The sequence below is a fragment of the Flavobacterium sp. genome, from assembly GCF_035195345.1.
Lineage (GTDB): Bacteria > Bacteroidota > Bacteroidia > Flavobacteriales > Flavobacteriaceae > Flavobacterium.
Window position 1 is genome coordinate 354648 of record NZ_CP136574.1, and the last position, 21502, is coordinate 376149.

The following is a 21502-nucleotide window of genomic DNA, read 5'->3' on the forward strand; positions in this document are numbered from 1 at the left end:
ATCCTAAACTTACTATACAATTGTTTTTTCATGATAAAAACTCTTATTATAGTTCTTCCATCTTTTGTTTAATTTATCGGATTGCAAATGGGCTTGATTAGGTGTTAAATAATCACAACTTGCATGTGGTCTTAATTCATTATAAGATTTAATACTTCTACTTATTTGATTTCTTGTTTGTTCAAAACCTAATAGACTTGAGTAAAGATTAAATTCTGTTTTTATAATACCATTTACTCTTTCTGCTAAAGCGTTTTCATAAGGATCTCCATTCTCAGTCATGCTTATAGCTATATTATTTTTTAATAGTAAATCAACATAATTATGAGAACAATATTGCGAACCTCTATCAGAATGATGAATAATAGATTGGTTATAAATTCTGTTATTCAATGCCATTTTTAAAGCTTCTATGCATCCTTCCGCTGCCAAATCTTGACGAAAACTATATCCCATTATTTTTCTCGAATAAGCATCTGTAATTAAGCTTAAGTAGCCCCATTGATGAGTAAGACGTATATAAGTAATATCACTTACCCAAACTTGTTCTGGTCTTGTTATTTCAATATCTTTTATTAGGTTGCTATATTTTCTCATCCAATGCCTAGAATCAGTGGTCATAGCTTTTCTTTTTCTTTGCCTAATGAGTAATTTATGTTCTGACAATAAATCAAATAAATAATCTCTACCAAAAGATATTTGATGTGAGATCAACTTATTTTTTATTAGAAAGTGTAGCTTTCTAGTTCCTAGTCGTGGCAAGTTTTTTCTGATGTTAAATACTTCTTGGAGAATAACATCTTCTTTGACTAAACTACTCTCTTTACGCCATAAACTATCGTAATATGCGTGTCTTGTTCTGCCAAACAACCTACACAAAACAGCTATTCCCAATTTTGGAAAATCCTGTTTCATTTTTAGGACTGCTTGGCACCAGACTTTTTTCTAATATCAATTTTTAGTTGGTCTTCGGCTACATCAATTAGGGTGTTTAGGGCTTTTATTTTAAGCTCTGCTTCTTTTAAAGCTTGTAGTAAAGCTTCTTTTTCTAAATCTTTTTTTGTTTTTTTATCTTTAGCCAAAACAGAAGGTTTTTCAATACAAATTTCGACTTTTTCTGTTTTATATTGTGCTATCCAACTACGAATTATTTTTTCCGTTTTAATATTGTGAGCTATTTTTGCTTCTTTAACAGTTAACCTACCTTGTTCTATAGCGGCAACCACAGTACGCTTCAAAAGCGAATTATACGTTCTACGCTTCATGTTTTCTTTGTAGTCTTGTGAGCCGTAATTACGCATCCAACTATCCAAAGTAGGAACACTTAAACCATAAGTTTGAATTGCCTCTTTTCGGGGTAACCCTTTTTCAATTTCTGAAACAACTTTTAAAATTAATCGCTTATCAAAACGACTTTGCTTGTTCTTACGAACCACATAAATTACTTCTTTTTGATTTTGCATATACACTGTTTTTATGTATAGCTATTTTAGGACAAGACAGATAAGTTTGTATTTTGTTTGTAATTTGGTTGATAATTCTTCGTGAAAAGTACTTTTTTTTCAAATAGTATAGCTTATTTTTGAAAATAAAGGGTACCACAACTACGAACAAAACACGAACAAAACCTAAACCAATTCTAACCATATATGGCAAAAATAACCTCTTATGAAGGAAAACCTCGTTTACAAACCCAATGAGTATTTATTTAAAGGGCAATTTGGGAGAATGTGCCATTTACTTGAAAGCGGATCCGATTTAAGATATATTCAAGAATTATTAGGGCATAATAGCAGTAAAAATACTGAAATTTGCATGTTAATACAAAAAGCATACAACAAATAAAAAGCCCATTTGATTATTTGTAGGAATAAAAAAAATACTATATTTGATAAACGCTACTTTATAACGCATATACACCCAAAATTGGGTAGATTAGCGCTACAATGTAGCGCATATAAACTAGTTAGCTACAAGTGAATAGCTGAACAATAAATTCTAAAAAACTATATAAATGACAACATCAATTAACAGGATTGAAGAATATATTTTTGATTTCTTTTCTTCACGAATTGAGAATTTAAATATGTTTTATTTCTCAGTTAGTCAAAGTCGACAAACTGGAATTTATCTTTTAAAAAATGGAACAAGAATAATGGATTTGTTTAATTCCATTCATGGAAATATTACAGAAAAATTCTATTCAAAAAAATTAATTCCACACCAATTTAGTACACCAGAAGATTTATTTAATTCTCTTAATGCATTTAAAGAATATCTTAATGAAAATGAATGGTTATTGAACGAAAATCTTAATGGAGAAACTACTTCATATATTGTGAGTGAGCTATTGCAATTAAAAAATGAAATAGTGCATATGATTGATTATACAAAAGAATTATATGAAATTGAAGATTCAATTATTCCCTATCAAGATTTAAGATATTATCTAATTCGTAGAGAAATTCCAAATTTTATTGAATGCATTAAAAGTATATTGGCATCAGTTTCTTATGCAATAACAAAAAGTAAAGAAGGTTATCATCATTCTAATGTTCACCTAATTTTGAAATTATTAGGTTTTGAAATAGTATCCGAAGAACTTACTAATGTTGGTAGAATTGATTCAGTCATTAGATTCCTTGACACTGTTTATATTTTAGAATTTAAATTCTCTAAAATTGAGGATGAAAGTATGCTAGCATTAAATCAAATTAAAGAAAAAAACTATCCTCAAAAGTTCTTTGTCGAAAAGAAAAAAATTATTGGTATTGGTATTAGTTTTAGTGAAAAAGAAAGAAATATTAATGGATATAATATTGAACAATTTTAATATCACCAGTGAATATTAATAGTTTAGATGTCATGGATTGTTACAGTTTTCCATACCTTGAGTATTAGTTAAAAACAGAAGTAATTAATAAATTAGAATTAGACAAAATAACAGACATCTAAATACATAGAAGAAATAGCTACTAGCAACAGTAGTTTTCAAAACGTTAGCAAAGGTAGTTTACCAACAGAAACTAAGATAATAGATAAACATGGGGAAAATAAAAGCTGGTTATTTGCTTGAAAAAATTACTTTGAAGCTTCTTAATTCTTTTCGAAAGGAAACGAATCAATGTGAAAATCTAGTCAGAAATAAAGACGTCATTCAAAACATAAATGAAGTTCCAAATAAAACAAAAAATAGTTGGCTTTATCCTACGGACCAATTTGGAAAAATGAAAACAGGAGTAGAAAATGAATCACAGAATTATGAACGAGAAATGCCGTCTGCAAACTCAGACTTGGAAATAACAAATCCATAACTTTATTGGTTTAACTATATTAAAAAAATTCCACTTATTACTTGAACTTACATAACATAAAATCTATAAATAAAAAAACTATGATTGTAGCATTCAAAAAAATACTAACATTACATTTTTCTTTAATAATTTTTAGCTCTTGTGGTCAACAAAAACAAACATTCGATATCACAAATCATTTTTTAGAAGAAGAATATAGTCCTGAATTAATTGTGAAAAATAATATTCAAATGAGGAAATGTTATGAAATCGAAACTTACGAAAACAAAACTTCTGAGAGAAAGCTACGAGACATACTTTACTTTAATTCGAAAGGTTTATGTACTTTAAAAGTAAAACCAAGATATTTATTTATAAAAATTGATAATACTGGATTAAATTCGAGAGAAAGCAATGTTTCGACTGGACTTAATGACAGTACATTTTATGTTTTTGACAATAAAAATAGGCTAATAAATAAAATTGAAAGTTTCCCAAGAGATGCAACAAGACAATGGAGATCTTCACTTGATTTAACGTACGACAATAATAATAATATTATTAAAAGATGCGTTACAAGTAATGAAAGTGCAAATATGTGTACATTCATAAAATATAAGTATGATTCAGAACAAAATGTACAAGTTGCTACTGATAGTAGTTTTGAGATTAGAAATGAAAAACCATATACAAATTCAAGAAAGTATTTGTACAATAAAAATAAGCAAATGATATTCGACGGTATGGCTTACTACGAATATACCTCTTTAGGACAACTCAAAAGAAAATACAAAAAAAGTGATGATAAAATTCATACTTCAACAGAATACATGTACAATGATTTTGGAAATATAATATTAAGAAAAAGTAATGTTAGTCAATGGAAGTACCAAAAAAATTATATGTATAATAACAATAATCTCATAATTGAAACTCAAGATAAAGATATTTCGAAAAATAAAATTACTATAAAAAAATATTATTACGAATAAAAACATTTTTAGAAAAACAACATGAAAAAAATAATTCTAATAATTATTATATTTTACAATTTAAATCTTTATTCACAGCATTTGACTATGAATGATTTAGATTATTTATACAATAATAACATCGAGGGATGCGATGCGTTATTAACACAAAAAGGGTTTGTTTATGATAAAACTGAATTAAAGGATGGGAAATTGGTAACATTGTGGTATTATAAAAGACACAATTACAATGATACAAATTCTAACAAATCAAACGAATTCATATATAAAGAATGTAATGATAAAACTTTTAGCCCCGAATGTGATTTATTACAATATATTTTTTCCGATAACCTTCACTTCAATGCAATAAAGGAAAATATAAAAAATAATAAACTTGCAATTTTTATGTATTCAGAGCCAAGTGAAAAAAGCGGCTTAAATTTTTATTATTTATATCCAGGACCTATCGAACTTAGATTTGTTTCATTACCTACTAAAGCTCTTAATGTAAAGACATTTGGAATAATTTTAAAGAAAATGAACGTAACATACGAGGACGAAAAAAAATAGTCTTTTTTAAAATATTTATGTTTTAATCAAAACACTCTTATTATGATAATTCTAATGCACGTTTTTAATTTTTAACGGAATTAGTGATTGACGTCCAGATATTTTTATTATGTGTTAGAAAAAGAAGTTCTTTATATATATATTATGATTTGTAGGTGTACTTGGTTCAATTGAAATATTATCAAACTGATTCAAATATCTATAATCGTATTCAATATCAAAGTCATCTATAAATTTATGATTTACGCTTTTTTTAAAGTCCTTCCATATATCAGTTACATCGTTGTCAAAAAAATCTGTTTCATTTCCTTCTCCTGAAAATGTTTCAAGTTTTTTGAGCGTTACATCAAATAATTTCTTGTCTGAATATCCATAGAGTTCTCTGCAATATATTTGATAAAAATCCATTATCTTTTTTATTTCAATAAGCATAAAATAGTTCTTCTTATTTCCATAATTACCATAAACATTTTCAAGATTGATGCTATAATTTATTAACTTGAAAAAATACTTGCCTGGAATTATCTTATTAACTTCATATGTTCCATTTTGAACTGTAGTAATGTGTTTTTTTCTGCCACCAAGTGTGTCAACATTCATTATAGTTATATTAGCATCGTTACAATAGTTTTGAATTTGCCAATTTGTTAAAAGGTTTCCAAAATAATACTTGCAAGTTCCAGAAAGATTGCCATTTTCAATATCAATATTTTCTGGGTATGAACTTTTAAAAGTTTTTTTTGTTTTATCAAAATATACAGATACTTCTCTAAATATCTCGATGCCATCTGAATTTTTTGCTGAAAATAAAAAAATTATATAATCACTTTTTCCTGTTATCGTATTATTTTTACTTTTGTCCCATCCAACAATACCAGCCTTAGAATTGTAGACTTTATCATAAACCTGAAATTTATGTATATCAACAGAGTTAGGATTTTTAACTATTTTTTTTACATATTCTGACAGCATATCTTCTATTTTGTCATCAGATGACTTACAAGAAACAAATAAGGAAATAGAACAAAGAATAATAACAAAGTACTTCATGATTTTATTTTTTTATATAATGATTTGTTTAAATTTTTAAAAAAATTATATTTTTAATTTATTTATTACTAGCATTTTTAATGCTTTTTCGTTTAGTTCATATTTTATATATGGAAAAGTAAAGCAGGGTTTTTGGTCATCTTCAAGCGGCTTTTCATCCGAATTGCTATAGACCCAATTAGTAGAAGTACTGTACCATTCGTTTGGAATAAAAAAGGCATTGTAATTAAAACCAGGAAATATTTCAATATTTAAAAACTCAGTTTTCCACTTTAGAATATAATTATTATATGATTCTATATTTTCTGTTAAAACATTTTTATTGTATAGTCTATAATATTTAATTTGCTTTGTTGTGTCTTTAACCATTTCTGGTCGCCCATATTTATGTTCATATAAATCAACAATTTTGAAAAATAAATCTTGATTTATATCTTGTTTAAAGTATAATGCCTTCCCTTTAAGCGAGTCTTGTTTGGTTAAACCCATAGCTTCTCCAGTATGCCCTAAAAGCAGTATTATTGAAGAAATATTTTTATTATCTATTGACTCTGTATGAATTAAAGTTGGATGTTCTATTGATTTAGCAATGATTTTGTACTCATCAAAATTAAAGGCTTGAGTATAATAAAAATTGATTACATTGTATTCACTATTTTGATTTAACAATTTTTTACTCAACATGAGATTTGAAGAGTAATCTTGTTTATTTATCTTTAAAAGTTTCATTTCGCTTAAAAATTTCTCTTTAGATAAACCTAACTTTATTTTATCAATTGTTTCAAATTTAAAATTTGGAATATTTGAGGTTTTAGTCTGGCTTAAGGCAGTTTTAGCTGTAAGCAAAATTAGAATGAGTGTAATAGTAATTTTTTTCATCTGTATTTATCAAGATTTTTTTAATTGCAACCGTACAGTGTCTCTTCAATAATTTTTTCTCTAACTTTATTTCTCAATTCATCATTATTCTTGAGTGTTCGAATTATTCTAAAAGTTGATGAATTTTGAGAAGTAGAAAAAACTGACCCACTTGCTGAACCGTGCGCAGGAACTCCATTAAATAAATAAACCTTTTCAGTACTTGTTATTTGACCAGCTCTGTTATAAAATTCTACTCTACAATCAATATCATAACTGCTTAAATCAATATCATTTTTATTAGTAACTGTAACATCTCCAGAAACAGAACCCCATCTGTTTTGAATATCACTAGATGTCTTTATATTATTATATAGCGATTGTATTCTAACGTCTGTATCAAATTCTAATTCGCCTCGCAATCTTTTTTCTGAAATAATATCTCCCATTTTTACATCATCTTCGTTCCCTGTTAAACATCCTTTCTTTTTTCCATATTCTAAAACTTTATCATAATAAGCATAATTTATACCTTTAGATGATTTAATATAAGTTTCATTGTTTTCTCTACTTATTAGCAAGTAAATAGGATAACTATCGAATTTATCTGGTGCATAAGACGCATAAATTTCATAATCTCCATCAGAGTTTCGAGAAATATTATTGATTGTGCATAAATTAAGGAACTTTATTCTAGAACCTATCAAATCAAAATCAGGATATAATTTTTTAATTTCATCTCCATTTGAATTTTTCATCATTAACATATTAAAAAATCTGTTTGATGTTTCTCTAGCTGTATCTTCAGTCAAGGCAAAACGCTGATAAACAAAGTAACTAGTGACAATAAGGAAAATAATAATAATCGAACTAAACAATTTTTTATTATTCTTTTTGTCCCACTTATATTTATTTATATCGTTTTTAACTTCCTTTTTTATTTTATTTGGCGCTAACTCTATTTTGCTGTTAATATCTTCAAAGTCAGATAAACGAGCCCAATTTTGTCTACCCTCACGATAAACCATCGTATCTGAACTTAGATTTCTTGATCGTAACTCTGCTAAAGAGTAAGGACCTTTTTTTTCAATTCCATCTAGGTAATAATATTTCATACAATAAATTTTATTTTATGTTCTCAGCAATTTTACGAACTACTGAACCAGCCATATCAAAACCATAAAATTCTTTGGTTACTTTTGGATTATTAACTAATACCAATACTGTATATTTTGGCTTTTGTGTTGGGAAATAACCAACAAATCCAGATGTATATTGTGGTGTAGAGTTGTCTTTATCGTAGTTTGTTTGTACTGTAGATGTTTTGCCTGAAATAGCTATTTTGTCAGACTTACAACTCAAACCAGTTCCATTTGTAACTACTTTTCTCATCAAGTCTTGTATTTTTAAAACTGTGCTTTCTGAACAGATTTTAGGATTTAAAACACTTTTTGAATATACTTTGCTTGCACCGTCTTTATTCTTAACTTCAGCTAAAAATAAAGGTTTTACCATTTCGCCATTATTAGCAATAGCGTTGTAATAGGTCAATATTTTAACCGGTGATAAAGTAAGTCCATAACCAAAAGACATCCAAGGTAAAGATAAGTTGTTCCATTCTTTTGTATTTGGTTGTGGAATAAATTGTTCGTTTGTATTACCAAAGGCTAACTTCAAATCCTTGTTTAAACCGAATTGAGCAAACTTATCTGTAAATTGTTTTGGATTGCTTGAATAGGCTTTTGTTATAGCTTGTGCGAAGATTGTATTGGATGAATATAACAATGCATTACCTAATGATAAATCACCATACCCACCTTCGTGACTATCTCTAACTTTCTGACCATAGAATTCAATTTCTCCATTATTTGAACTATATACAGCGCTAGTGTCAGCTTTTTTATCATCAAGCAAAGCCATTAAATCCAGTGTTTTTACAAAACTACCTGGTTCAGCATATTCATAAACTGCATAGTTAAGTGTGTCTTTGTATGAACCACTCTTTAATCTCGTTAGATTTACCATGGAACAAATTTTACCTGTTTCGGTTTCCATAACCAAAACGCAACCATGATCTGCTTCATACTCTTTTAAAATCTCTGAAAGATTGTCTTGAGCAATTTTTTGAATAGTATCATTAATAAAAGTTGATACCGAATATTCTTTAGATATCTCTTTCGTTGGATAGTAAGCTGATTTTGCTAATTCGCTTTCGATTTTTGGGCTTACTAAAAGAGCTTCTTTTTTACAACCTGTGAATAAAAGTGATAATAAAAGGATTGATGTTATTGATTTCATAATTTGGTATTTATTAGTTTAAAAACTCTTATTCATAATTTATTAATGAAATAAGTTTATCATTGATAGTTTTATCACAAATATTATTTGTTTGTAAAATCAATTCTATTTTTAAAGTATTTTTCAACTTCCTTGTCAACAAAATATACATAACATCCCTTCATACCTCTTGTCATTAAAATACGATAAATATTTTTAACATAATCATCGAAATTTTCTCTACCTCTTCTTAACATTGGATCTTTTGTTCCTTCAATATTGCCAATTAAAGAATCAGTAGTAGGGTCATAAATTAAATCATTACCCACTATACCATATTTTGATATTTTCAAATGTTATACTATATTTGTAATGCGATGCAAACGAGTGAAAGCCTATAAAAAAAGGGAATGCAACTCAAAGCAAACGAAAACGAAAGTACAACAAAAGGTACAACAAAACAAGCATTTAAATGCTTTTTTTTACATCAAATTGAATCCATTATTTTAAAAAAACCAATAAATACAGTACTTTAGACGTAAATTGAAACATCAATATTTATAATCAGGATAACAGCAGTTTGCTTCAATGGCTACTTCGGGATTTTCCTGCGGAAAATCCGCTGCTGAATGGAATGTTTTGCTATATTTGTAATGGCTTGGTGCTGGTTCAACGCCACTGAGAGCAAGCCTCATAACGTTGGGAAAAAGTCTCCGACTTCTTCCCAACCAGCGGAGCTTTCCAAAGGAAGAAGGTCTGAAAGAGCTTCTTCCAACTTGACCTTTCCGCAAGCGGAAACGCCTTCGGAAAGCTCCGCTGGTTGGCTGTAATTTTACCGAAAATCGAACATAATAAAGTATACTATTATGAAATTAACTTTGTGTTTTAAATTACTATTTCTTTATCCCCTATTTGCTTTTAGTCAAGGTAAAATAAAGTTTAACTCTCTAGAATATAATCTTTCACCTGTAAATATTGGAAAGACTATATTTTTAAAAATTCCTTTCTCAAATATTGGAAATGAGCCAATGATAATTACCAAGTGTCAAAGTACGAATGCAACATCAATTATTTCAGCAAGTAAAAAATCAATTCTTCCCAATCAGTCAGATTCATTAACCGTTAAAATTTTGAATAACTCAAGTGGGAATTTTAGACACAAATTTGTGGTTGGAATAGATCATCAAGAAAACTTAACTATTATTGAAGTAACTATAAATGTTTTTGGAACTAACCTTTTTGGGAAAGTTGTTAATAAAAAAAATGGAGAACCATTACCTTTTGCAACCGTTAGAATTAACAAAAATGGAATTGGAACAACTACTGATTTTGATGGCAAATATTCACTTAAAGCTTCATTAAACGATACTTTAATCTTTAGTATGATAGGAATGAAAACTCTAAAAGTTAAAGCTGATAAGCAAGAAATAAATATTGAATTAGAAGAAGTAGAATTAAAGGAAGCAGTTGGTCCTCCTTATTATCCAAAAACTAAAAGGCTTGAAGTAACAACTATAGTATCAAAAGAAGACATTGAAAAGTCTAATAATCCAAAATACAATTTTAAAAAGAATGCTAATAACAATGTTTTTGTAATATTTGTTTCGGAATTGACTTCATACGATTTGAACAATGAAGATTTAGAATTTGAACAAAGATATAATGTAAAATATTCTTTAATTGGTAGTTATCAAAATGATTATTTAAAAAAATACAATAAGCTAACTTTTAAACATCTTAAAAAGAAATACAAGAAATCTTGGCTGACAGAGATCAGAAAAGATGCAATTGGATTAGATAATTTTAAATAAAAAAACAGCACACAAAAGTAGTTACACGTATTGGCTAGTTCAGGAATATCCTGAAAATTCTCTGTATTTTCTAAAATAAGTATATATTTGTTATGGCTTGCTAATAATTCACGCCACTACTTGTAGCTGCAAAACGATGGAAAAAATCGTATTAGTTACAATTTTCAACTGAATTATGAAAATACTAATCTATACAATTACATTTTTACTTGCGACATCTTGTTATGCACAAGAAAAATACCAAGCTACTCAAGCCACGCAAAACGACAATTTAGACATTTGGACATCAAGCGGTATGAATGGTGGCTGTATGTTTTTTGAACTACCTGTTTATTACCTAAACAAAAATTATGTAGTGTATCAAGACTGTACTACTCGGAAAATACTTTATGCTGACATTCCTACTTTTAAAATGGTCAATCATTATGGCGAATATGGTTTGGCTTTGGACAAAAACGGTGTATATGTTAAGGGAAATTTTGTAGCTACTGATACTACGGGATTTGTTTTTTTAGGAAATAACGAAAAAGATTTTTTATGGAAAACCAATACTTCGGTTTATAAAAACACAACGGTTTTGTCTGAACTTAATGCTAATGAGTTTACACGATTATCTAGTCAAAAAGAAGAAAGTTATAGTAGAATTTACTTCAAAGACAATCAAAATGTATATTATTTCGACAAGAAAATTGAAGGTGCAGACCTGGCAACTGCTGATTTAGTTTATAATGATAACCACCTGTTTTATGACAAAAATTATATGTACAAAGATGGCGAAATTGTATATTTTGAAGGTGAACCATTGCTCTATGTAAACAATTCTTTAAAAAAAACGGCTACAAAAGTTATTTATAACAATAAAATAATTCCAACTATAGATGCCAAAACATTAGTTGGGCTTTCTCGGCATTATGCAAAAGACAAAAACAATGTATATTGCAATACATTTGATAGAATACAAACTTTGCCCATAAACAATGCTGATTTTAACAAAATAAAAGTTTTTGACCATACAAATTCTGCCTACATTACTGACGGGAAAAATTTATTTTATCGAGAAAATATGTTTCCAAAAGGTGAATTTGATGTGGCTACTTTTGGCACTTTTGGTTTTACTGATTTTGTTTACGATAAAAATGGTGTTTATACAAGGCGGTATGATGAAAAATTAAAAAAGGTGGTGTATGATAAATTTCCATTTAAATATACTGATGCTGTGAGTAGTAAAAATTTACAAATTACAAAAGGCAGTGAATTATATGTTTACTACAAAAATCAGGCATATAGTAAAAGTACAAATGAACTATACGATAACTTAACCCCCAAGCAAATAGAAATTACCAAAAACAGACCACACACACCAAATAATATGGTGCGTTTGGCTAAAATTAGTGGGAAAACCGTGTTACGAATACTTTTCGACTACAAATTGTCCAAAGATGATAATTTTGTTTATCACGATGATAAAAAAACAAGTGCTGATGCTTTTACTTTTAGGAAACTCGACAACAATTACTACATAGACAAAGATAATGTTTACATATTCGATAGAGAAAAAGGTTTAAAAGCAATTACTTATATTGATGCTGAAACTGCACTATTTTTTAATGGTTTTGTTATGGATAAAAATTATTTGTATCTAAATGACACCCGAATAATCAAGAGTGATAAATTAGAAATTTTAGCCTCTTATCCTGGTTATCGTATGGGATGTGGGTTAGACACACAGCCAACTTCTGATTATTATTTGTTTAGGAATGTAGAGGGTTTTTGGTGGGTAAAAGTATCAGATGCCATTACGATTCGTTATTTCGGAAAAACATTAGACACTTGGTTAAGTCCGTTATTTGAAAATTTAGAAATTGCTAAAAAATGAAAATAATAATTTATGTATTGATTTTATTCTTCTCGGTTTTGTCCTTCGGGCAAATCGGAGATCCTACACCAAATCTTGATATAGAAAGGTCGTATCAAAATACTGAAAATACATGGGATAAATGGGATTTTTCTAAGAAGCCTTATAAAAAAATAATAAAAAGTAAAAGAACTATTGATTTGTTTGATTCTATAGGGAGACATATTGAAAGAAATGTTATTTGGAACGATTTTACCACTAGTGTGATTACAAAATACAAAGACGATAAGATTGTTGAAGCCACAACAAAGAAAATCTATAATCTTGATAAAAGTGGAAATAAAATCCGTCCTGATGAAATCACAACCACTAAGTTAAATCTAAATGATAAGGGTAAAATATTAGACGGTAAAACTTTTAAATTATTAAAAGATAGTATATTTAAAGTAATTGGTTATCAGTATTATGATAATAAAAATAGATTAATTAAAACTACAGATTCCACAGGCTTAAGTGGGCAAAATTTTTATTATTCAGGGAAAAATTTGATCCGAATAGAAGCAATATTACAAGTAAGTGCAAATACAAAAATCGTTACCGACAAAACATACAAGTACAATAAAGATGACCAAATTGTTTTTTATGAATCTGTAAGAACCACTTTTGAAAACAATAAATTAACAGAAAAGAATGTTATCCAAACAGTTAATTTGGAATACAAAAATAATTTATTAATTAAAAAAAAATTAATAGACAATTCTGAAACCATTGAAAGAACTTATACTTACGACAAAGATAAAAACCTGATTACCTTTATTGAAATAAAAAAGAACAATTCTGACGGTATGATAACCTCTCAAATGAAACGGACAAAAAAGTACGAAAACACCCTTTTAGTATATTCCGAAGTGCAAGAAGGTTTAAGCAAACAACAAGGTAAATTTAGTTTTACATACTATTTCCATTCAGATGATGAATCGTTAGTAAAGCAAGCAATTACTGATAATAAAGGTAATTTAGAAGTTGAATACTTATACAACGAATATGGACATCTTATCAAAACTATAACTACTTTTTCAGACATACCATCTTCAAAAAGTGAAATTGTTTATGAAATCGAATACTATTAGAAAAACAGTACACAACATAGGTTTGCAAGATTGCTGATTTTAGGCTGAATTTAAAGTTGGTTTTGTATCTTTGAGTTCAGTGATTAACCGAAATTTTCGGCTTCATTAGTACGAAAACACGCAAAGTTTGTGAACATTGATAGCAACATTTTAACAGCTCATGGAAAATGAGCCTTTAAACAAAATGACAGAAATAAAATTATACAAATCGAGATGGAAAGGCATTAAACTCATTGCACTAACATTACCTTTTGTTATAATTGGTTTTTGGATGATTTCTAAAGAACAGAATGGAACTTTTGATTGCATTATGGCTTGGATTTGTGTTTCTTTTTTTGGCATCGGAATTCTAATTGGAATTTTTAATTTATTAGACAATAGCGCACGAATAATAATTAATGAAAATGGCATTTTAGACAGAACTTTAAAACAAGGTATCATAAAATGGGAACAAATTATTGAAGCCTATCCACTTGATATTCAAAACCAAAAATTTATTGCAATAGTTGTTGACGAAACATTTGAGTTTAAAAAAAGACAATACAAATGGGCAGAAAATTTAAACAAGCTCGTTGGTGCGCAAAAATTAAATCTAAACCTAAGTCAAATAGAAATTAACGAAAATAAACTTTCTGATTTAATCAATAAAATAGCTAATTCAGAAAAAAATGAACGACTTAATTTCATCAGAACATTTATTTCAAATCAAAAATTAGAAACAAATTTTAATTACCAGAATTTTATAATTTATTTTTTCGTTTTGATCGGTTTAGCAATGGTTTCTCTAAGTAATTTTATTGCTTTTATGACAATAATTATATCAATGGGAATTTCTGCATTAATAGTAAAATGGTATTCAGGAACAAATAACAAAACAAAACTTTATAAATATGCCAGAATTATGACATATTTAGGTTTTATAAATTTGGTCATATTATTACTTTTTTTTGAAATTTATGATTCAATATCAAACAATGTAGGAACAAAATTTACCAATGAAATTGAAACTTATAAAAGCGAATATGGAAAATATCCAAACGAAATTAATAGTATTCGTGAAAAACTAAATTTAAACTTATTTCAAAATTATATTGCAAACAAAATAGCGTACAAAAATGATGGAAACGATTATAAATTAGAGCTTGAAACATTAAAACATAATCAAAAAGAATTTGACAAAGATCAACAGGAATGGAATTAATACTGGTACCAACTCAGATTTTGGGCTTTTTTAGTTCTCATCTTCGCAAAGCTGGGGAATTAGGCCATTTTAGAACAATACGACGAAAAGACTTTTGCGCTAATGACTACAAATAGCAAAATGAAAAACAGTTTTAAAAAAGCACTGACAATCTTTAAATACTTGGTTATTTTATTTACCGTTGTTTATTGGGTTGGCATTTTCATTGATGACTGTGTATTTTTTGAAAAATACTTTACACAACATTGGGTTGAATATATTAGCGTTTGGTTTATTTATTTTTCCATTTACTTTTTGTTATTTTCAATATATTATTGGGCAACAGCAATAATTATTATTTTTATTTACTTCAAATTAATTCTTAGAATAAAATCTAATCACAGATATATAGAACGAAAATGAAACACATATTTTACATATTAACAATCATTTTTGTTTTGACATTCATTTCTTGTGACAGAATTAGAAACAAAGGACATGAACTAGCTAACATGGCAGAAAAAAAACTAAAAAACAAATCAAATGACATTGTTGACAAAGTTATCCCACATTTTGATGCTTATCAACCAGACACAAAATACAATAAAGAACGGTTCCAAGACTTTTTAAAAGTTGGCTTGACACAAGACATTAAAAACATTTATTGCTATGAAGATGCTATTGGCATTGATGCTGACTATATGTTTTCATTCAACTGCAACACGACAACTGTGAAAGAAATAATTAACAAGCACAAACTAAAACTTGACAAAGAAACAACCGACTATGCGTTTGGACTTCAACACGACTTTGATTGGTGGAACAAGATGAAAATTGAGAAATTAGATTTATACAGTTGGCAAGGAGAACATCAATATTTAAAATATTTTTGGTACGACAAAGCTGAACATAAAGCATACTATTTTGAATTTGATATGTAAAAAGAAAAAACGTCCTATAACCTAACTCGATACTACAATGCAACAAAAATTAATTGTACTCCTTTTGACATTATTTTTATTATCTTGTAAAGATGATAAAAATGAAGATTTAGAATACACAAAAGCAAAAACTGTAAAAGATGCTACAAACCATAAATTAAATTTAAATAATGAAACTCCCGAATTAGTTGCTTTTAATTTTTACAAATGGTATTTGAAGGATATCTATTTGAAAAAATATGTTGAATCTCCTGAAGTAAAACTTAATAAGGATAGTGTTTATGTATTAGATACAAAAAAGCATAAAAAATTTATTGAAGAAAATAGTTTTTTTTCAAAATCATTTTATGACAATGAAGAGCTTACATTTAGAAATTGCGAAAAAGAGTTAGTGAAAGTAAGCTGGAAAGAAGTAGAAAAATCGGGAGCAATTAATCCCGCAGATTTTCTTGATGGAAACGAATGTGATTTTACCAAGTATATGGTTTGGACAAATGGACAAGGTGAAATAATAAATAAAGTAGATTACGACAATTGTACCATCAGAGGAAAATACGCATTTGTAACCTTAAAATTATCTGATTCGTTAGCGCAAAATTTTTATTCCAAGCCCAAAATTACATTGATTAAAGAAAATGGTGATTGGAAAATACTTAAAATTAATATCATTTCGGAATAAGAATGAACAAACAATTAAAGGTAGCTACTGAACCCTTTGTGTTCTTTTCAGTTAGTAATGAGCTGTGACAAGAGGAAACTATGAAGGATTGTTTGTTAAACTGAACTTGTTTCAGTTAAAGCGTACCATTTATTTCAAATCTCCTAAACTATTTACGGTCACATATCTTTCTGTTGTAAACCCCTCGGCATACTCCACTCCTACTAGTCGACCAAGGTCTTGAGCTCTGTATCTAATACTGTCTAAAAAGTTTTTAGAGGCAATAGGTGTATCAGGTTCATTTGATTTTGGATCGTAAAATTGTGAACTATAAGCTAATACCGATTCCATTTTTTTGTCCATATACCCTGTAATATCTACCGCAAAATCGGGTTCAATTGTTTGCCATTGAATATAATGATATACTACTTTTGGACGCCAAGCTTGTTGCGCTTCACCATTAAGTTCAGTCTTAATTTGAATCAACCCCGATAAAAAACAAGCATCACTAACCAATTTACTACCTTTTCCGTGGTCGATGTGTCTGTCGGTAATAGCATTGCACAATACAACATCTGGTTGGTATTTACGAATAGCTTGAATTACTTTTAATTGATGCGCTTCATCGTTCACAAAGAAACCATCTCGCATATCTAAATTTTCTCTAATTGTAACACCTAAAATTTCAGAAGCTTTAGCCGATTCTTCATTACGAATAGCCACAGAACCACGCGTGCCTAATTCACCACGTGTTAAATCTATAATTCCAACTTTCTTACCTAAGCTAACTTCTTTGGCAATTGTGCCACTACAACCTAATTCTACATCATCTGGATGCGCTCCAAAAGCTAATATGTCTAATTTCATTTTTAAACTTTTATATTTTTTAAACACATAGAATCATAGATTTTCTATGTGTTTATTTTAGTATTTTACTTAACATAGTTTACATAGTATTTCTATTGAACTATTTAAAATACAATGTCTTTTAAAATTTTCTATGTGCCTGTGTGTTTCATTTTTATTTTGAAACTAAAACATTTCGCATGGTCATGGATTTATTTTCGGTTTCAATGAATTCCTTTTCTGGTATACTATCTTTTGTAATACCACAACCAACATAAATATTCACAACATCATTTTCCACTTCTAAACAGCGTAAATTTACAAATAAATCGGTTAGATTTTCTTTGTTATATTCACCTAAAAATCCAGCATAATATTTTCGATCATAACCTTCATTTTTCAGAATAAAATCAATTGCTCTCTCTTTAGGCAAACCACAAACGGCTGGGGTTGGATGTAGTGTTTGAATCAAATCATTTGCCTGAAAATCTGAAGTTAAATCGCCTCTAATGTACGATTTTAAATGTATTAAATTTCCAGCATTAACTGTTTCTACATCAGTAACTATAAGTTGTTTTACTTTATTTTTTACTTTAGTAGTAATATAATCGGTTACAAATTGCTGTTCTTCGATTTCTTTGGTTGTCCAAATTACATTTTCGGAATACAATTGCGTTCCTGCCAAGGCCACTGTTTCAAATTGATCTTGATTAATTTTCACCAATTGTTCAGGTGTTGCTCCCATCCACAACCCTATTCTTGGATGAAAAAACAAAAAGCGAAAAGCGCTTGGATAAGTAGCTATCAAATTCTGAAACGTTGCTACAATTGAAATTTGTTTCTTCAAAACTATTTTACGTGACAAAACTACTTTATCAAATTTGTTCTTTTGAATTGCTTCAATTCCTTGAGAAACGAGCTTTTGAAAATCTTCATTCTCCTTATTTTCAAAAGTGCCATTTGGCGCTGTTATTTGTACAAATGTTTCAACAGTCCCTTGCGAAAAGGAATTCCCTTCAAAAGGAATTACAACCTGATCTCCTTCGTAAAAAGGCATAAATACAAATCCCTCTTGATTGTAAAATTTGATTAGTTCGTTGGATTGTTGAATGAGTAAATTCCAAATTGATTCATTTGGTTTTACATAGCAAACAAAAGGTTTTTGTGCTGATAAAAGTGTATTTATTTCTTCAATAACTTGCATTATTGTCTTCTTGATAAGACCATATTTGTCAATTTACAAAGCGAAATTAACTTGCCTTCTTCATCTACAATTCTAATTTCCCATAAATGAATACTAGCACCTTTATGGATTATTTTAGCAGTTGCAGTCACCACGCCCTCACGCTTACTTTTCAAATGGTTGGCAGAAATTTCAATACCACGAACTTCTTGTTTTTCTGGATTTACAAACATCAACGATGCAGCACTTCCTACACTTTCTGCTAGTGCTACCGTTGCCCCTCCATGCAATAATCCCATAGGCTGATGCACTCTTGGATTCACTGGCATTGTAGCGGTTAGGAAATCTTCACCAGCATCCGTGTAAACGATATCTAGGGTATTCATTAAGGTATTTTTACTCCAATCATTGCACAATTGTAGCATTTTCTCTCTATTAAACATAGGAACTAAATTTTGGTGCAAAAATAATCATTAAGCTAGAATATTTAATGCTATTTAACGTTTTAATTAGAAGTACTATTTTTTTATTAAAACTTTTTTGGAGTTTTGTATCTTATTCTTTGTCACTCATTTTAATCAGTAAATGATTCAATAATATTTGATATTTACTGATTTCTCTCAAAATCACTTCATCAGTAGTAGCATCAATCATGTTATCTAAATCATCACTAACTTTAATCAACTTGATACTAGCTTCTGAATAATTTTGTAATGCCATATAATCTATAATTAACTGAACATTCTTTTTTATTGCTATAAATTTATCTTCCATCTTTTATTTTAATTCTTTTCTAATTTGATTCAAAGAAACATTAGTACTTATTAATTTCTGAATTATATGCAATCTCACTTTTTCGATATCTTCAAAACAATAATATTTTGCCCAGGCATCAGAATCTAAAATTTCTTTGATTTGTCGAATTACTTTTGCTGTTTCTGAAGCATTTCGTAAAAAAAAATTCCCATCGTAGTTGGTATTATTTTTGTGTTGAAACGTTACTTCTTTTGTATCGAAATTCACCTCAATATAAAATAAATTATCGGTTTCGTTATTTGGATAAAAGTCAGTCCATTTAGCATAACCAATACGATTTTGACCATTGTTAATTTTTGTTCTTGAACTTGAAATCAATCGCCATCTACAATTTGCAGCTCTTCCCCAATGATTGGAACTACGATAAACACCTTCTTCTGTAAAACAATAACCACTACCCGATTTACTTTGGTAAGTCCAATCAATATTGGAAATAGTTGTAAGTTCTACTTCGGTAAACTCACAAAAAGTATGTTTGTGAAAATTGGTTTTATTGTATTTTTTTGAGGTCATATAATGTTGATTCGATTTCTTTGTAACAAAAGTAACATTTGATTTTTAAAGATTCGTTGTATCTTTACAAAAAGGATTGCAAATGAGAGATATTTTAGACCAAGCATACAGCTATATTTTTGAAGAAGCTTTATTGGATGAAATTGCAAAAGTAGCGGTTTACAAAGAATTCAAAGCAGACGATTACCTAATTGAAATTGGAGATTACATCAAAACCATGCCTCTTTTATTAACAGGAGCAATTAAAATATTGAGAGAAGATGAAAATGGTGATGAATTATTGTTATATTTCTTAGAACGTGGCGATACATGTGCGATGACTTTAACTTGTTGCATGGGGCAATCGAAAAGTCGTATTCGTGCGATTGCCGAAACTGATGGAGCTATGCTAATGATTCCTGTAGAGAAAATGGAAGAATGGTTGACCAAATACAAAACCTGGAGAAACTTTGTTTTCGATAGTTACAATGTGCGTTTAAACGAAATGTTAGAAGCAATTGACACCTTGGCTTTCATGAATTTAGATGAACGTTTGTACAAATATTTAACCGATAAAGCGAAAGTTATAGGCGATACCGAAATCAAAAATACGCATCAAGAAATTGCTTATGAAATGCATACTTCAAGAGTTGTAATTTCTCGATTATTAAAAGCTTTAGAACTAAACGGAAAAATCAAATTACACCGAAATAAAATTGAAATACTTCAATTCTAATGGAGATTTTAGGCTACGTTGGCGCGTTATTTATAGGATTAGTTTTAGGACTTACAGGTGGTGGTGGTTCTATTTTAACCGTTCCTATTTTAGTCTATTTAATGAGTATAAGTCCAGTTACGGCAACGGCATATTCGTTATTTATTGTAGGAACTACATCAACTTTTGGAGCGATACAAAACTACCGAAAAAATTTGGTAGACATCAAAAGCGGATTCCTATTTGCAATTCCGTCTTTCATAGCAGTGTATTTAACCCGAAAATATATTGTACCAAGAATTCCTGATATCATCCTAGAAGCACCAATTCTCATCACAAAAAACAGGTTTTTAATGCTGTTTTTTGCAGTAATTATGATTTTTGGGGCGCTTTCGGTATTAAAAAAGAAAAGTCAAGACACTACTGTGGAGGAAAAGAGAAATCTGATTTTAATTGGAATTCAAACCTTTATAATCGGAATCATTATCGGATTAGTAGGTGCAGGTGGCGGATTTTTAATCATTCCTGCGCTAATTTTGTTTGCCAAATTGCCTATGAAAAAAGCCGTTGGTACTTCCCTATTCATTATTGCTATGAACTCATTGGTAGGATTTACTGGTGATATGCAGAACTTGGTAATTGATTGGTTATTTTTATTAACCTTTTCAGCTATTTCAGTAGTTGGAATATTTATAGGTATGTACCTTACAAAATATACGAATGAAAGCCAATTAAAAAAGATTTTTGCTTACTTTGTATTACTCATGGCTGCCATAATCTTGTTAAAAGAATCGTAAATGTAACTTTAGGCACATAAAAATAAAATTTAGATAGTAAATTTGTAAAAATAAAA

24 protein-coding genes are annotated in these 21502 nt (G+C 28.8%); 12 read left to right on the forward strand and 12 right to left on the reverse strand.

Annotated elements, in window-relative coordinates; translation table 11 throughout:
* Nucleotides 1-12: 12 nt before the first annotated feature.
* Both RSE15_RS01645 and RSE15_RS01650 read right to left on the reverse strand, forming a co-directional pair.
* On the reverse strand, nt 13-915 hold the full coding sequence (locus tag RSE15_RS01645) for an IS3 family transposase (protein ID WP_324068955.1): 903 nt from the start codon (nt 913-915) through the stop codon (nt 13-15).
* 2 nt (nt 916-917) lie between these two features.
* The gene (locus RSE15_RS01650; RefSeq protein ID WP_324068956.1) at nt 918-1463 is read right to left on the reverse strand and encodes a transposase; all 546 of its coding nucleotides are present in this window, start codon (nt 1461-1463) and stop codon (nt 918-920) included.
* A gap of 551 nt (nt 1464-2014) precedes the next feature.
* Between RSE15_RS01650 and RSE15_RS01655 the strand changes: the two genes are divergently transcribed.
* The 4 genes from RSE15_RS01655 to RSE15_RS01670 all read left to right on the forward strand — a co-directional run bounded on the left by RSE15_RS01655 (nt 2015) and on the right by RSE15_RS01670 (nt 4837).
* Complete coding sequence (locus tag RSE15_RS01655) at nt 2015-2833, forward strand: PD-(D/E)XK nuclease domain-containing protein (RefSeq protein WP_324069252.1); 819 nt, start codon at nt 2015-2017, stop codon at nt 2831-2833.
* A gap of 211 nt (nt 2834-3044) precedes the next feature.
* Nucleotides 3045-3314, forward strand: coding sequence for a hypothetical protein (locus RSE15_RS01660; RefSeq protein WP_324069253.1), 270 nt, complete (start codon nt 3045-3047; stop codon nt 3312-3314).
* A gap of 80 nt (nt 3315-3394) precedes the next feature.
* The gene (locus RSE15_RS01665) at nt 3395-4285 is read left to right on the forward strand and encodes a hypothetical protein (protein WP_324069254.1); all 891 of its coding nucleotides are present in this window, start codon (nt 3395-3397) and stop codon (nt 4283-4285) included.
* A gap of 87 nt (nt 4286-4372) precedes the next feature.
* Nucleotides 4373-4837, forward strand: coding sequence for a hypothetical protein (locus tag RSE15_RS01670; RefSeq protein WP_324069255.1), 465 nt, complete (start codon nt 4373-4375; stop codon nt 4835-4837).
* A gap of 114 nt (nt 4838-4951) precedes the next feature.
* On the opposite strand, the gene RSE15_RS01675 is transcribed toward RSE15_RS01670, so the two are convergent.
* From RSE15_RS01675 to RSE15_RS01695, 5 genes are all read right to left on the reverse strand, one after another.
* Nucleotides 4952-5887 (reverse strand): hypothetical protein, encoded by a 936-nt coding sequence (locus tag RSE15_RS01675; RefSeq protein WP_324069256.1) that lies wholly within the window; start codon nt 5885-5887, stop codon nt 4952-4954.
* A gap of 45 nt (nt 5888-5932) precedes the next feature.
* Nucleotides 5933-6766 carry a hypothetical protein gene (locus RSE15_RS01680; protein WP_324069257.1) on the reverse strand — a complete coding sequence of 278 codons (834 nt, stop codon included), beginning with the start codon at nt 6764-6766 and terminating at the stop codon, nt 5933-5935.
* Nucleotides 6767-6786: 20 nt separating this feature from the next.
* The gene (locus RSE15_RS01685) at nt 6787-7860 is read right to left on the reverse strand and encodes a DUF4339 domain-containing protein (RefSeq protein ID WP_324069258.1); all 1074 of its coding nucleotides are present in this window, start codon (nt 7858-7860) and stop codon (nt 6787-6789) included.
* Between the two features lie 10 nt (nt 7861-7870).
* Nucleotides 7871-9043, reverse strand: a complete 1173-nt coding sequence (locus tag RSE15_RS01690) for a penicillin-binding transpeptidase domain-containing protein (protein WP_324069259.1) — start codon at nt 9041-9043, stop codon at nt 7871-7873.
* A gap of 83 nt (nt 9044-9126) precedes the next feature.
* Nucleotides 9127-9351, reverse strand: a complete 225-nt coding sequence (locus RSE15_RS01695) for a DNA/RNA helicase domain-containing protein (RefSeq protein WP_324069260.1) — start codon at nt 9349-9351, stop codon at nt 9127-9129.
* Between the two features lie 537 nt (nt 9352-9888).
* Between RSE15_RS01695 and RSE15_RS01700 the strand changes: the two genes are divergently transcribed.
* From RSE15_RS01700 to RSE15_RS01725, 6 genes are all read left to right on the forward strand, one after another.
* On the forward strand, nt 9889-10833 hold the full coding sequence (locus RSE15_RS01700) for a carboxypeptidase-like regulatory domain-containing protein (RefSeq protein ID WP_324069261.1): 945 nt from the start codon (nt 9889-9891) through the stop codon (nt 10831-10833).
* Nucleotides 10834-11008: 175 nt separating this feature from the next.
* Nucleotides 11009-12709 (forward strand): DKNYY domain-containing protein, encoded by a 1701-nt coding sequence (locus RSE15_RS01705; protein ID WP_324069262.1) that lies wholly within the window; start codon nt 11009-11011, stop codon nt 12707-12709.
* Entirely contained in the window at nt 12706-13818 is a 1113-nt protein-coding gene (locus RSE15_RS01710) for a hypothetical protein (protein ID WP_324069263.1), read from the forward strand. Before RSE15_RS01705 ends, RSE15_RS01710 begins: the two co-directional genes overlap by 4 nt.
* 184 nt (nt 13819-14002) lie before the next feature.
* Nucleotides 14003-15019, forward strand: coding sequence for an STM3941 family protein (locus RSE15_RS01715; protein ID WP_324069264.1), 1017 nt, complete (start codon nt 14003-14005; stop codon nt 15017-15019).
* Between the two features lie 398 nt (nt 15020-15417).
* The gene (locus tag RSE15_RS01720; RefSeq protein ID WP_324069265.1) at nt 15418-15939 is read left to right on the forward strand and encodes a hypothetical protein; all 522 of its coding nucleotides are present in this window, start codon (nt 15418-15420) and stop codon (nt 15937-15939) included.
* A gap of 37 nt (nt 15940-15976) precedes the next feature.
* Nucleotides 15977-16618 (forward strand): hypothetical protein, encoded by a 642-nt coding sequence (locus RSE15_RS01725; RefSeq protein WP_324069266.1) that lies wholly within the window; start codon nt 15977-15979, stop codon nt 16616-16618.
* Nucleotides 16619-16747: 129 nt separating this feature from the next.
* Here the strand turns inward: RSE15_RS01725 and bshB1 are convergent, their stop codons facing one another.
* The 5 genes from bshB1 to RSE15_RS01750 all read right to left on the reverse strand — a co-directional run bounded on the left by bshB1 (nt 16748) and on the right by RSE15_RS01750 (nt 19955).
* Nucleotides 16748-17464 carry a bacillithiol biosynthesis deacetylase BshB1 gene (gene bshB1 / locus RSE15_RS01730; RefSeq protein WP_324069267.1) on the reverse strand — a complete coding sequence of 239 codons (717 nt, stop codon included), beginning with the start codon at nt 17462-17464 and terminating at the stop codon, nt 16748-16750.
* Nucleotides 17465-17618: 154 nt separating this feature from the next.
* Nucleotides 17619-18647, reverse strand: coding sequence for an isochorismate synthase (locus tag RSE15_RS01735; RefSeq protein WP_324069268.1), 1029 nt, complete (start codon nt 18645-18647; stop codon nt 17619-17621).
* Entirely contained in the window at nt 18647-19069 is a 423-nt protein-coding gene (locus RSE15_RS01740) for a PaaI family thioesterase (protein WP_324069269.1), read from the reverse strand. Before RSE15_RS01740 ends, RSE15_RS01735 begins: the two co-directional genes overlap by 1 nt.
* A gap of 112 nt (nt 19070-19181) precedes the next feature.
* Complete coding sequence (locus RSE15_RS01745) at nt 19182-19346, reverse strand: hypothetical protein (protein ID WP_324069270.1); 165 nt, start codon at nt 19344-19346, stop codon at nt 19182-19184.
* A 57-nt stretch (nt 19347-19403) separates the two neighbouring features.
* Complete coding sequence (locus tag RSE15_RS01750) at nt 19404-19955, reverse strand: hypothetical protein (protein ID WP_324069271.1); 552 nt, start codon at nt 19953-19955, stop codon at nt 19404-19406.
* Nucleotides 19956-20037: 82 nt separating this feature from the next.
* On the opposite strand from RSE15_RS01750, the gene RSE15_RS01755 reads away from it, so the two are divergent.
* Together RSE15_RS01755 and RSE15_RS01760 are read left to right on the forward strand one after the other, a co-directional pair.
* Complete coding sequence (locus tag RSE15_RS01755) at nt 20038-20670, forward strand: Crp/Fnr family transcriptional regulator (RefSeq protein WP_324069272.1); 633 nt, start codon at nt 20038-20040, stop codon at nt 20668-20670.
* Entirely contained in the window at nt 20670-21446 is a 777-nt protein-coding gene (locus RSE15_RS01760; RefSeq protein WP_324069273.1) for a sulfite exporter TauE/SafE family protein, read from the forward strand. Before RSE15_RS01755 ends, RSE15_RS01760 begins: the two co-directional genes overlap by 1 nt.
* Nucleotides 21447-21502 lie beyond the last annotated feature (56 nt).